This is a genomic window from Paenibacillus sp. LjRoot153, assembly GCF_964253085.1.
Taxonomy (GTDB): domain Bacteria; phylum Bacillota; class Bacilli; order Paenibacillales; family NBRC-103111; genus Paenibacillus_E.
Window position 1 is genome coordinate 452528 of record NZ_CAXUQH020000001.1, and the last position, 13033, is coordinate 465560.

The window sequence follows — 13033 nt, forward strand, 5'->3', positions numbered from 1 at the left end:
GATTTTACTAGAGTTATCAAGCAGATTTCACTAGATTACGATACAATAGAGGGGATGCGAGTCTACTTCGCACTAAGCATAGTTTGGATAGAGGCGGGGAGACAAATGCTGATATACAGAAAATTTCTGCGTGATCTTTTACGAAATTATATGATGGGTTCGGGTATTGCTGTTCTTGTTGTAGGCGGGGTTATTATTTCGACAACACTTACGATTTCGGGTGTCGAGTTGTTCCGTGTGTTTATTATTATGATTTCATCGTTATGTGTAATGATGCTTGCGGAGTTTCTGGTATTTCGCCGACACATGAGTCCTATTCGCGAAATGATGGGGCAAGAGAAGCCGTCACTGGCGACTATTCGTGCAGCCTACTTACAGACACATCGCTTTCCTGCGTTGTCGGTGATGCGGATTATGGGGCCGCACTTTTTGGGGCTATCGATTCCAGCAATGACTATGGCGAGCTTAGGGATTGCATGGGGTTGGTTGACATTGCCGGCTTTTTATATCGGGCTGGCGGGCATAGGGGCCATACTGATTGCCAGTATGCATGCGTTACTTGAGTTTTTTACGACGGCGCAAGCCATTCGGCCCATGCTGATACATATACGCGAGTTGGGTCAGCGGCTTTATGGAGAAGACGTCTCGTTGGATGGACGCGTCATTGTGTCGATTCAGCGCAAATTTCAGTTGAGTGCGTTCCTCATTGGTACGATGCCGCTATTTCTTTTTAGCTTAGCAACGCAAATTCGGTTGAGCACAAGCGGGGATTCCTCCCAGCTGATCGCTGATTATTGGAAATGGGCGGCGATTATTCTTTTGCTGGGCGTTGGTTTCTCGTCTTTGGGAGCACGCCTGCTGGCCAGTGATATTCAACAACCGATTGAAGATTTACATCGCGTGATGAAGCAAGTGCAGTCCGGTGATCTCAAAGTAAGGGCCTCTGACTTATACTCGGATGAGTTTTCGCGGTTATTTGCGGGCTTTAACCATATGGTGAAGGGCCTCGATGCCCGTGAAAAAATGAACAATCAGCTCCTGCACAGCTATTACGCTACACTTGCAGCAGCTCTCGATGCGCGAGATGCCTATACAGCAGGGCATTCAACGCGCGTCGCCAAGTACTCCTTGTTGATTGGACGAGCGGTTAACCTGAGCGAACAAGAGCTCGATTGGTTGAACAAAACAGCGCTGCTGCACGATATCGGCAAAATCGGCGTGCGCGATGCGGTGCTATTGAAGGATGGCCGATTAACCGAGGAGGAATTTGAGCAAATCAAGCTTCACCCAGATCTGGGTGAGTCGATTTTAAAACAGATTGAGCCTGTTGAGGCGATGGCTCCTTTGCTTCCAGGCGTGCGCTCGCATCACGAGCGCTACGATGGCGCCGGATATCCCGATGGCCTGAAGGGCCAGGATATCCCTGTGTTCGGCCGCATCATTGCAGTAGCGGATGCGTTCGATGCGATGACGTCCGATCGTCCGTATCGGAAAGGAATGCCTATCGAGAAGGCAATGGACATTCTCGCGGACGGGAAGGGGAGCCAGTGGGATCCCCGGTTTGTTCAGGGCTTTATGGATGCGTACAAGGACAAGGACTAGTTAGCTGGAAGTGGTAGTCAGGGGGCCACAGGGGAGTAGGGTAGCCGAGCGGCCTGTGGTGTCGAATAGATGGAAAAAGTGCAGCTATTATGGCCAGAATTGGAGATAATGCGGAAGGCTGGTAAACACCTGCCCAGCCGAAACCACAATAAACCCGCTCTGTCCAGGAGGACCAGCGGGTTTTATTAATCTCTAGCGAGATTTGGTTTGTGTTTCCATTTGCAGTCCCGCCGCAGACCCAGTAGCACCCACGGGCCTGAAATCCGTCTCAGTGGATAGATAGCGTCCGACCTTGTCGATCCACTCCTGGACGTAGTGATCTGTGGCCCATTGAGCCATGACGAGCTGTTCACCAGGCGCCAGATCTAAGGTAAGCTGCGGAATGCTGCCGGGCGCTTGCCCGTAGGAGTAGAATTTGAGCGTATCTCCCTCGAAGATGACGAGCATATCGTCCAAGGGGGAGGTTAGCGCATCTTTAGCTTGCGGCCACGAGGACTTGATATTGTTCCAAGAACAACAGATATCGTCGTGATTAACGACTTTATCCGGCAGCTGACGTGGGAAATTGCGCAGTACGTAAGAATCAGGTCTCGATAAACCAGCTTTAGGCGTTTCAGCAACTTTGCCAACCCACTGTCCTGGCTCACGCTGCACTGTCCAGCTCTGCCCAGAAACCTCACTAAGCGCATTGTCTTCAATGCTCGACATCTTCGCAAGATCAGTGCTCGTACTTGTGCCAAAGACATCCATCAAGGACACATGGTTCTTGTCCACTGGCTTTTTGTAGAATTGCAATGTGCGTGCTTCCTTCAATTGCGGGAGTGTGCGCACCCAGATGCGATCCGCATGATAGGGAGCATTGCCATTCCAAGCTGCCTCCGACTCGGCTATGGAGACGTACTGGTTGCCTGCAAACAACAGTGTTTCTACGCGATTAAACTCTTGATCCTCTGGCTCTGCGAAGCGTTCTGGCTTGACGGGCTGATCAGCCAAATGAGCAGATAAATAGTGAGACTCGCCTTTGTTCGTTATATGTGTGAGGGAGTCGATTTTCCAGAAATTTTGCTTATACGGCATCAAAATGCCAGCGCCTTCGGAGGTTTTCTGTAATTGCCCGCGAACGGGCGCAATGAGCATCGTTCGATAGGTGCTGTAACGAAGCGGCGACAGTACGCGCCCTTGGCCGCTTGCGGCAGACTCATGCTCTGTCCGTAGTCCAATAAGCAAGGCTGTGCTAATGGGAGCAGGAGGGGGCGTGGAGACGGTGACTGCCGCCGGCATCATTTTCCCCTCGAGAGCTGCTGCCTCACTTTGTGTATGCATCGTATGCCATGGGAAAAAAAGTACAACAGCCAAGACAGTACCTAAACCAGCGACACAGAGAAGAGGCTTTACCTTGGACTTGCTGCGCTCCTTCTGTCGAATCGTTTGCTCGATGTCATGCTGAAGCTTGGAGGTGAACCCCTTCTGCTGAAGGGGCCCATCTTCCAATTGCTTCTGGAAGTCATCCGGCTCAGGAGTGTTCAAGCGCTTCACGCTCCTTCAGACTAAGTACCTTAAGTCTGGCGTGGTGAAGCCTGGATTTAACTGTTCCTTCCGAAATATCCAGAATAGCTGCCATTTCCTTGGTGGTCATCTGATAATGTGCGTGAAGAATCAAAATTTCTCTATATTTTGCGGATAAGGTCATGACTTTCTGCCAAATTTCACTTGCATATAAATTCTCAACCGCTTCTGTTTCTGCCGAGCTTGTGGTACCTCCCGATTGCACGAATCCAACCAGAGTCACCTTGCGCCAAAATGCTTTGCGCATATAATCATAAGCGGTATTGCGGGTTATCGTAAGCAACCAGGTTTTTACCGCAGCTTCACCACGGAAAGTCGTCAGATTGCGATATACTTTTAAGAAAGCATCTTGTGCAATATCGTCAGCTGCATCTTTATTGCGACAAATACTGAAGGCATAATTCCACACATCATTCCCGTAGGTTTCCATCAAATTACGAAGGATCACCTTCTGATCTGTTGTTTCTGCAATGTACTTCAAATAATCAAATACATGGACACCGGTCGTTTCCAATTCTCTCACCTCTTCTATATAGACGCATCTATTCCTGAAAAGTTCATCATTCGAAATAAAAACTTTACTTACATCTTTCGTAAGCCGCTGCCCCTTTGTGCCTCATCAGAGCGTATTCTTTTGTAGATCTGTTCATGCCCAATAGCTAGATCGTGATCGGCAGGAAATTATGCCTAGGAAAGAGAAGAATAAGAGTAGAAACTGGAACGTATGCGGACTTGCTTGACAACGAAGCGCTTTAGCACGCAATATGAAGGAAGGACTAGATCCTTCGGAGAGGAAGAGCAGCATGAATTTCGTTGAGCATATAGCAGATCATTTGCGATCCGGACTAATAAGCAATTATCCGCAGCCGATTGCCCTGAACTTAGGTTTAGTGTACACCGTGAAGCTAGAAGACAAGAAGACGAATTTAATTTGGCTTCCTTATGAATATACAGGTTTAGCCTATATCGATATGGGCCTGCAGGTGAATGTTTACCCGTACTATCGGGGTACAATTATCGAGGAAATTGAGCTTTCCCGAGGAACGGATCTCTACAAGCCACAGACGGAAGAAGCGTTCACGAAGACTCTCTACACGAAGGGGTACGAGCTGCAACAGCTGCTGCAGGAAGAGCAGTACAGTCATTTGCAGGGGAGTGCACCCGATTACTTAGCTAAAATGATGTACATAGTCGATTGGATGCGCTATTATAATTCTGCCAAAGCGGTAGCAAGTACGAAAAAGAAAGTATAATAACGTTCACGATAGCGGATCTTGCTTTCTACCTAGTAGAGGGCAGGGTCTTTTTGGCCTTTTATATGGCTATAGACCCAGTTAAGGTGGGATTATTCTGCCTTAATGAATGGGCTTTTTAGCATGTTCTCAAAGACTAGTAGAAGGCTTATCCTAGAGAATGGTAGAAGTTGGTGCCGAAAATTAGGACAGAAGCGGAGAAATTGGCGATGATACGATGGAATAAATGGCTGACAATTGCGACGATCGGTTGCCTATTAACAATAGGTGGTCTGCAAGGTAGAAGCGAGGCAGCAGGGTTTAAGGATATTGGGGGACATTGGGCGGAACAGACGATTGATCAAATGGTACAGCAAGGTTTATTGGATGGCTTTCCAGATGGAACATTCCGACCGGATGAGACCGTTACCGCAGATCAATTTGTGAAAATTGTACTTCTAGCCTTCACAGATAAGTTCCCAAATGGGGAACGGAAGTGGAAGACAAGCTTTTTGCAAACGCTGAGTGCCAGTAATCAAAATATTTTACAACAGGACTACCGGGATTTCACGTTTAAGCCGAACACGGTCGGTTACTGGGCTAAGCCATATTTGGATTTGGCAAGTGATCTTCATTTTATAAGCAAAGGACAATTCACTGATTATAAAGCTTCATTGAAGCGAGAAGATGTCGCGGAGATTTTGTACTATTTATTGAAGGAAACGGAATATTTGGAGGACGAGACATATAGTCTTGCAGCAGCATCTCATTTCGGAGATTTACAGAGCGCAACGAGCAGGCAGCAGAAGTTTATCGGAGAGTCGATGACGAAGGGGATCATGGAAGGGTATCCGAATGGCTACTTCGGGGTGGGTCAATATGTGACACGTGCCGAAGCGTTGCAAATTATTACGCGTTTGCAGACGAAATCAAAGCGCGTCAGCGTGAAAAACGATAACGAAGCTTTCATCAAAGTCGTGCCAACCAAGGATGGCAGCTACAAGAAGCTCGTTTTCCCAGATGAGCGCATGCTGCAAGCCTACGAAGTGATGGAAGGGGCAGGCAAGCTGCGCGGGACGAATTACGATCTGGAAGAAACGACGCTGCGTCTATTTCGGAATTCAGAAGCCAAAGCGCAATCTCTGAGCGGAGCTACGGCGGAAGCGCGCAACAGCAATGAAGCTTCTCTCTGGTTGGATCCACAGTTTGCGACCTATGGAGTCACTGTGCGACTGGAGGACGGGGTGCTTGCTCGTAATACGGAAAGCATACGCAAGTTTACGGATTTCCTATTCGGTTATGATGCAGATATTTTCAACCGTCAATTTACGGATGCATGCGGGCGCGCAGCAGCGAAGGGTGTTCTCGAAACAACAACAAAACAAATCGGCAATTATTCGGTGGAAACGCGGCTGGAGTCCGATGGGAAGACGATTGTTTTCTCAATTATTCATTCTTAAATGATGCTGTACATATAAAGAGCCAACGCGTATTACGGGCAAAAATAAGATTTATCAAGGGCAATCGGCTGACTCAGCTGATTGTCCTTTTTGTTGCATGCGACCCTAAGCTGCGCTTTACATCTTTTGGCGGGGAGCCGTTCATTTGGTATGATGAAAAGTAGACTAGGCAGAAGAGGATGATGACAGATGTTTGCGAAATCGAATTATAGTGGAACAAAAGAAGAACAATATACCTTGCTGATTGGGCAAGTTGAAGCATTAATACAGGATGAACCAAACCGTATTGCTAATCTGGCGAATGCCTCCGCATTGCTGGGGCAGTTCCTAGAGGACGTGAATTGGGTAGGATTCTACTTGGTGGATGAGCAGCTTGACCGGAAGGAGCTTGTGCTCGGTCCTTTTCAGGGATTACCAGCCTGCGTACGAATTCCTTTCGGTAAAGGGGTGTGTGGTACGGCTGCTGAGCGCATGGAAACTGTGCTTGTTCCTGATGTCCATGCTTTCCCGGGACATATCGCTTGTGATGCGGCTTCGCAATCGGAGATCGTGATCCCGATTGTGGCAGGAGCTGAACTTGTCGGGGTGCTGGATATCGACAGTCCGAGCCTCAATCGGTTCAATGACGTCGACCAGCGCTATCTGGAGCAGTTTGTGCAAAAGCTCGCCGCGGCGATGCAGCATCAAAATTAACGAAGGGCGGCGTTCGGCGCGATATTATTGGTGTCTAATAGCGAATAACTGGATAATATCCAGCTAATTCTCGCTAATTTATCGATCTGAAGAGAATAGCAGGATAATATACAGCTAAATTCCAGCATTCAGCTCCAAAACGGTGGAGGTGACTGGATTAACTGTAGGTTCTCTTAGGCCCCCTAATGAAACTGGAGTCTTCCTACCCATTTTATTAAAATAGGGATAAGGGAGATGATCCGGTATGGGAAAAAGATTGAAGCAAGAAGAACGTCTGAAAATTGTTAAAGAAGCATTGGCTGGAGTTAAGGTTGGGGTGTTAGCTCGTATGTACGACATTCATCCTGAGACCATTCGCGAGTGGGTTAGGGAGCACCGTGACTCCATTCCACAAGAAGAAATACCTATGGCGGACGAGCATTTGCAAGAGCTTCAAAGGCTACAAGAAGTTGAAGAGCGCTATGAAAAGGCCTGTAAGGTGCTTGGTGAAAAGGAACTAGAAATTGAGATTTTACGTGAGCTGCTAAAAAAGAAGAACCCCGCTTATCTGAAAAATTTGAAGTAGCAGATCTATTTATTAAGCGGGGAAATTCAACTGCAAAGGTTCTGCGCATACTTGGATTGTCTGAATCCACATACTATGATCGGAAAAAGCGATCTGCACAATCTAGGCCGATATGCCCGACAAATGCTGTAATGGGACGCCCCGTGCCTGGTTACTCGCATACAGAAACAGGTAATAAGGTTAGTGATGAACAAATCAAAGAGTGGCTTCTAGAGCTTCTTGAAGGCGAGGAACATGTCTACGGCTATAAACTTCTAGCACAATGCATTCGCAACCAACATGGCGTGAGACTGAACAAAAAGAAGTCGTATCGCTTGTGTAAAGAGCTAGGGATCCTTCAAAAACAACGCAAACGAATTCAGACACATCCCCGTAGATTAGCGAAAAATAGATCCATAACAGGGCACAACCAGCTCTGGCAAATGGATATTAAGTATGGCTATGTCATTGGACTGGAACGTTTCTTCTATGTACTCAGTATTATTGATGTGTTTGACCGCGTCGTTGTTGGGCAATACAAAGGTCCGATTTGTGAAGCCAAACATGCCGTCCAAACATTATGGAACGCAATACAGAGCCGTATAACGGCTAGTGAGGAATTACCAGTCGTTCGAACGGACAACGGGCCTCAATTCATTAGTAAGTTATTTCAAGACACCTGTGAGAGCCTCGATTTGGTACATGAACGCATACCGCCAAAGACTCCGAACCTTAATGCATTCATCGAGTCTTTCCATAGCCTCTTAGAACGTGATCTCTTCAGTCAAAGAGATTTTATGACCTTTGATGAAGCGTACAAGAAACTCGATGACTATATGGATTTTTACAATAATCGTAAAATGCACGGTAGTTTGAGATTAATGCCTCCAAGCAAGTTTTCAGAATGGGTAAAGACACTGGAAGACTCTTCGGCATTTCATAATTCCATGTAAACGCTCGAAATAGTGAGCTTTTCTAAGAATGCACAATTACTGTAGGCTAAGACTCCAAATTAAGGGGGCCTAGCCGGGTTTTCCATCTGTTTTACGTATCTAGCGAAAAACAGCAGGATTAGCTGTAGTTTTTCCAGTTAGTCGGGGTGTCCGCGTACCTCTGGGCATTTCGCCTCACATCAGCTCGCCGCACCCTAACGCATCGCTCAATATCACAAAGAACCGCCAGCTGCTCATGCAACTGGCGGTTCTTTGTGGTCTCATTATGAAGGATAAGCGTCGGTGCTGATAATAGCTGATAGAAGCTTGCGCATCGATCGAGTTCCGACTTTATCCATGATTTTCTCGATGTGCACTTTGACTGTTTTCTCACTGATAAAGCAATAATCTGCGATTTCTTTGTTGCTATAACCACGCAAAGCGATAAGGCTAATAATTTCGGCTTCACGCGTTGTAAGGACATGTCGAGATGCAAAGTGTGTGATAACAGAAGGTAGTTTGGTAGGAAGAAGATTTCTCACAAGATTCTCTTGAACAGGGGGCATGCTTAAACGACCTCAATATCTCAATAAATGTCTAGCTTATCCTTTATTGTAACAGAGTAAGCAATCCTATAGTATGGAAGTGCGTGTCGAATTTCCAAATTTTCATGTAACTTTGCCGGATTACAAGGTGGAGTGGTCCCTAATCCTTGCTTTGAATCACAAGCAAGAGACCTGAAGACAGCTCGATGAGACCATCTGGCTCAAGGAGAATATTACTGATGCCAAGCGACATCCCAATTTCAAGTGTTGCTTGATGAAGGGGATATTGGAAGCCATGCAGCGTGATCCCCGTGACCTCTAAGCTTAGTGGGAGCAGGGAAGTATGTGTGTACGGACCCTTCCTCACGCGAGTGGGTTGATCGATCACCATTATGAGATTATTGGCATCCATAATCGCACAGGGAATGCCATGCGCGATGCCTTTGCGAAGCAAATGCACATTGGCAAGGGAATGATCGAACCGCGTGCCTAACGCGCCGACGAGCAGAATTTGGCTTGGCTTTTGATCCAGCGCCCAATTAAAAGCCATCTCCGTATCCGTCAGATCCTTATAAATAGGATCACAGTCTATGAATTCTTTGCTAGAAGCTCGAATAAGGGCAAGCTCCTCGGCTGTGACGGAGTCGAAATCCCCCATCGAAATATGAGGGAGGTGGCCGTTTTGAATGAGGAAGAGGGCCCCACGATCGGAACCAACCAGAATATCATCCGCGCGAATCTCCTTTAGTGCCCAATCGCCAAGTGTGCCGCCTGTAATTATCATTATGCGTGTCATATCAAGAATCCCCCGGGGAAAAATTAACCAATGTATTCCCCTTAGTATAGCACAGAAGAGTAAAAAACCGAGAAGCCATAGAGGCCGCTCGGTTTCTTTTTGCAGGATGCATGCTTAGTAAAGCTTAGGTTCTTGCATCTACACGCTTACGCATAGGGTTAAGCTCCGACTGATCGTGATCAATCTCCGCTTCATCGGCAAAGCCTTGCAGCTCATACGTACTACGGCCTAGAACCAGATCGGCGGGGAATTCATCACCTCGTTTAAGTGTGACTTCTTGTCCAGCCTCATTGGCATAAATACCGTCGGTTTCGACCGTATCGCCAGTCATGGGATCCATTGATTTGTTCTTCGACATTCAACATGCCTCCTTTCCTGTTGCTTATCCTTACCATTTCCAAGGTTGCAGGAAATTATGAGGAGAATCATGTAGAATGAGAAGGTCATCATAGCTTGTACGCAGAGAGGAATGAAAGGCATGGCTTTATGGGGGACGATCGTGAATGCAGTTGCCATTATTATCGGTGGATTATTAGGCATACTGCTGCCCCGCATCTCAGAAAGTATAAAAAACACAGTCCTGCAGGGCCTTGGGCTCGCAATCACTGTGTTAGGTATTACAATGGCACTCAAATCAGATCAAATTGTGATTGTCATCATGAGCATTGTGATTGGCGGTATTCTCGGAGAGCTCATGCGGATAGAAGCGAATCTCACCAAACTTGGCGATTGGCTGCAGACCAAGATGAGCAAGCAACCGACATCTCATCCAGCAGCGCCAACCAGCATATCGGAAGGCTTCGTCACCTGTACACTCGTGTATTGCATCGGCGCTATGGCGATATTAGGTCCCTTGGATGGCGGGCTGCGGCATAATCACGATATTTTATACACCAAGTCACTGCTCGACGGATTCTTATCCATCATCTTCGCATCCACCTTGGGGATTGGCGTTATCTTCTCCGCCGCATCTGTGTTTGTGATGCAAGGAACGATTGCATTGTTGGCAACCGTAATCGCCATGGCGTTTAGCCAAGCGTCTCTGGATGCGATGATTGTTCAAATTACCGCGGTAGGTGGCGTGTTGGTGATTGGTGTGGGAATGAATATTTTACAAATAAGGAAAATCAACGTGGCGAACATGCTGCCTGCACTTGTCATTGCCGCGGCAGCGGTGCCACTTCAGCAGTTCATAACGGATTGGCTGAATAAATAAATTTATACAGCGGAGCCATTAAATTTGTAGCCTACGCCTCGTACAGTAATAATGTAGCGGGGCTCAGCTGGATTAAGTTCAATTTTTTTGCGTAAATTGCTAATATGTACAATGAGTGTGCGTGGATCGCCCATGCTGTCCAAGCTCCAGATGAGTTCAAAGAGGTGTTCGATTTTATAAACACGGTTAGGTGTCTTGGCCATTAGGGAGAGCAGATCAAATTCTTTGGCTGAAAGGGAGATCGTTTGTCCATTTGCACGTACGATGTGGCTCACGAGATCGATTTCTAATCCAGGGAATTTAACCAATTGGGGATCATCCTGATGCTGCTCGCGAATGGAGTTACGGCGAAGATGTGCTTTGACCCGGGCCACAAGCTGACTTGGGCTGAACGGCTTCGTCATGTAATCGTCACCACCCATGCTAAGACCAAGAATGATGTCAATATCCTCGCTTTTGCATGAAATAAATAAGATTGGCGTATTACTCGTTTTGCGGAGCTGACGACACACCTCTATACCATCAAGTCCTGGCAGCAAAATATCCAGAATAATGAGATCAGGCTTATGTTCTCTAACAATACCAAACACATCATGTCCGTTATTGGCACTGATTACTGTGTAGCCTTCACGCGCCAAGTAGAGTTGAATTAACTGGACAATTTCTTGCTCGTCATCAACGACTAAAATGGTTTCTCCTGCCATGTTTGAAATCCCCCTCAGTGATGAAACAACTCCTAAAGTAAGAAGGGTGTTTCCCTCTCTCGAATATTACATATATTACCTACATTATAGAACGATTCTCCTAATAATTTCTATCCATTTATTGACAAAAGGTAGATTCTCGCGGGCTAAATTGATACATTTAGGTATACAGTAGGTTTCGGGTCATCCAAAATGGCAAGTGAATTGACAGCGTTCGCTAATTTTCGACCTTTGGCTTATTCCTCCTCATGCAAGAAGTTTCTTATTGCTATGTAATTGAAGTTGACAGCCATGTCGGAGAGATTCCCCTTTTTTTTCAACCAGTGTGCTAAAACGGTGAGCTGCCATTCTATTTTGTCTCTTGTCCCCAGAATCCAATCGTCGACGTAGCCGGATAGAAGATGACGTGGAAGGTTCTCCCATATCTGAAGGATACGAGCGGCCTTCACTTCCTCATTCTGTTCGTTCATCGCTTCTTTCAAGTTATGTATCAAGTCGAGCAAATCGCAGCGTATATTCCCTTGAAGTGTGATATGTTCCCGGTCGATACGCAGAAACTCACTCCCTTCGGAATGCTGCTCAAGTAACGACTTCAAATGACTCAAGCAGACCCGCAAATAATTTTGTGCTTTCTTCAGTTCGTAATTCGGCCATAAATCGTCGTACATTTGCTGACGAGTTGCATTGGGGAAAAGCAACAAATATAGAAGTAGTTGTTTGGCGAACCGTTTGTTCCAGCCTGTAGGAAGCTCAACGCCATTTACACAAATCCGGAACGAATGCAGAAATTGGATGTCCAATTCCTGCCGGTTCTGTAAAAGGTGTTGTCCCGATTGAATGACTTTATGCAAGGAAATCGTGGTATCTGGCATCGCGTTTTCGGTATCGATCGCAATGGAAGACGATGTGTCGATATGTTTACAAACCCAATAAGCTGTCCACTTGGGCTGATCCATGAAAATGAGGTTCGCGGCGCCAGGAATGACCTGGAAGCGCCCTTGTGGAATATAGCTGGCACTTATAGCAGAAAGCACTGGCGTATAAACGGGGTCCTGCTCTCCTACCAAAAGGATGGTGGGTGTACTCAAACTCTTCAAATCAGCAATCGTATCATTTTCACGGAACAACTGTAAGAGTTTGAGATAGTTCCCTGTATGGACACTTTGGTAGGCTTGAGAGATGCGCGAGCTTATTTCATCGGATTCATACTGAAGCGTCAATGAAGGCAGGATATGCGTAATAAAACTAGCGCGATCGTTGCTTAGCATAAGCTTAATTCTATCTTCAATCCCTTGTTTTAAATATTCAGATGGAATAAATCCCGGCAAGGAGAGCAAGCTGAGCGACTGTATACGTAAGGGGACTCGTAGAGCTGCTTTAACAGCGAGATTGGCTCCAAGGCCATGGCCGATGAGATGGACGGTGTCTAATCGGTTTTTATCCAAAAAAGCAATAAATTGATCGCATATATCAGACCAAGTGAAAGGGAGCGGATGTACATGCTCAACCCCGTGGCCCGGCAAGTCATAGGTGATAATGTAATATTTATCATACAAATAGGGCGTCAAAGTCTCCCATAGTGCGCTATTCAGCCCTAATCCATGAATAAGTACGACAGCTTGTTTAGGTCCTTCTAGCCTGTTAGAAGGGGAATGGGCATCAAAAAAATCATTAATAAGGCGCATGACAAACTCCTTAATGTGTCTAAAGTGCTAGCGTGTAATGCTATTGTAATTCCTTGTT

14 protein-coding genes are annotated in these 13033 nt (G+C 46.5%); 7 read left to right on the top strand and 7 right to left on the bottom strand.

What is annotated here, in order from left to right; all coding sequences use genetic code 11:
- The first annotated feature begins 105 nt into the window (after window positions 1-105).
- Window positions 106-1602 carry an HD domain-containing phosphohydrolase gene (locus ACSQ8P_RS02135; RefSeq protein ID WP_436233694.1) on the top strand — a complete coding sequence of 499 codons (1497 nt, stop codon included), beginning with the start codon at window positions 106-108 and terminating at the stop codon, window positions 1600-1602.
- A 192-nt stretch (window positions 1603-1794) separates the two neighbouring features.
- Here the strand turns inward: ACSQ8P_RS02135 and ACSQ8P_RS02140 are convergent, their stop codons facing one another.
- Both ACSQ8P_RS02140 and ACSQ8P_RS02145 read right to left on the bottom strand, forming a co-directional pair.
- Window positions 1795-3129, bottom strand: a complete 1335-nt coding sequence (locus ACSQ8P_RS02140; protein WP_436233695.1) for a hypothetical protein — start codon at window positions 3127-3129, stop codon at window positions 1795-1797.
- Entirely contained in the window at window positions 3116-3691 is a 576-nt protein-coding gene (locus ACSQ8P_RS02145) for an RNA polymerase sigma factor (RefSeq protein ID WP_436233696.1), read from the bottom strand. Before ACSQ8P_RS02145 ends, ACSQ8P_RS02140 begins: the two co-directional genes overlap by 14 nt.
- A gap of 280 nt (window positions 3692-3971) precedes the next feature.
- Between ACSQ8P_RS02145 and ACSQ8P_RS02150 the strand changes: the two genes are divergently transcribed.
- The 5 genes from ACSQ8P_RS02150 (at window position 3972) to ACSQ8P_RS02170 (ending at window position 8050) form a co-directional block, all read left to right on the top strand.
- Window positions 3972-4421: a hypothetical protein gene (locus ACSQ8P_RS02150; RefSeq protein WP_436233697.1), complete on the top strand. Its 450-nt coding sequence runs from the start codon at window positions 3972-3974 to the stop codon at window positions 4419-4421.
- A 173-nt stretch (window positions 4422-4594) separates the two neighbouring features.
- A complete protein-coding gene (locus ACSQ8P_RS02155; protein WP_436233698.1) occupies window positions 4595-5860 on the top strand; it encodes an S-layer homology domain-containing protein in 1266 nt (421 codons plus the stop codon).
- Window positions 5861-6049: 189 nt separating this feature from the next.
- Complete coding sequence (locus ACSQ8P_RS02160) at window positions 6050-6553, top strand: GAF domain-containing protein (protein WP_436233699.1); 504 nt, start codon at window positions 6050-6052, stop codon at window positions 6551-6553.
- A 244-nt stretch (window positions 6554-6797) separates the two neighbouring features.
- Entirely contained in the window at window positions 6798-7118 is a 321-nt protein-coding gene (locus ACSQ8P_RS02165) for a transposase (RefSeq protein WP_436233700.1), read from the top strand.
- Between the two features lie 11 nt (window positions 7119-7129).
- Window positions 7130-8050 (top strand): IS3 family transposase, encoded by a 921-nt coding sequence (locus tag ACSQ8P_RS02170; RefSeq protein WP_436239432.1) that lies wholly within the window; start codon window positions 7130-7132, stop codon window positions 8048-8050.
- Window positions 8051-8313: 263 nt separating this feature from the next.
- Here ACSQ8P_RS02170 and ACSQ8P_RS02175 read toward each other — a convergent pair whose 3' ends face one another.
- From ACSQ8P_RS02175 to ACSQ8P_RS02185, 3 genes are all read right to left on the bottom strand, one after another.
- Window positions 8314-8571 carry a response regulator transcription factor gene (locus tag ACSQ8P_RS02175; RefSeq protein ID WP_436233701.1) on the bottom strand — a complete coding sequence of 86 codons (258 nt, stop codon included), beginning with the start codon at window positions 8569-8571 and terminating at the stop codon, window positions 8314-8316.
- Window positions 8572-8734: 163 nt separating this feature from the next.
- Window positions 8735-9370: a thiamine diphosphokinase gene (locus ACSQ8P_RS02180; RefSeq protein ID WP_436233702.1), complete on the bottom strand. Its 636-nt coding sequence runs from the start codon at window positions 9368-9370 to the stop codon at window positions 8735-8737.
- A gap of 124 nt (window positions 9371-9494) precedes the next feature.
- Complete coding sequence (locus ACSQ8P_RS02185) at window positions 9495-9728, bottom strand: hypothetical protein (RefSeq protein ID WP_056610744.1); 234 nt, start codon at window positions 9726-9728, stop codon at window positions 9495-9497.
- Between the two features lie 120 nt (window positions 9729-9848).
- On the opposite strand from ACSQ8P_RS02185, the gene ACSQ8P_RS02190 reads away from it, so the two are divergent.
- Window positions 9849-10586 carry a DUF554 domain-containing protein gene (locus ACSQ8P_RS02190; RefSeq protein WP_436233703.1) on the top strand — a complete coding sequence of 246 codons (738 nt, stop codon included), beginning with the start codon at window positions 9849-9851 and terminating at the stop codon, window positions 10584-10586.
- A 2-nt stretch (window positions 10587-10588) separates the two neighbouring features.
- On the opposite strand, the gene ACSQ8P_RS02195 is transcribed toward ACSQ8P_RS02190, so the two are convergent.
- Window positions 10589-11290, bottom strand: coding sequence for a response regulator (locus ACSQ8P_RS02195; RefSeq protein WP_436233704.1), 702 nt, complete (start codon window positions 11288-11290; stop codon window positions 10589-10591).
- A 236-nt stretch (window positions 11291-11526) separates the two neighbouring features.
- Window positions 11527-12975, bottom strand: a complete 1449-nt coding sequence (locus ACSQ8P_RS02200) for an alpha/beta fold hydrolase (RefSeq protein ID WP_436233705.1) — start codon at window positions 12973-12975, stop codon at window positions 11527-11529.
- Window positions 12976-13033: the final 58 nt, after the last annotated feature.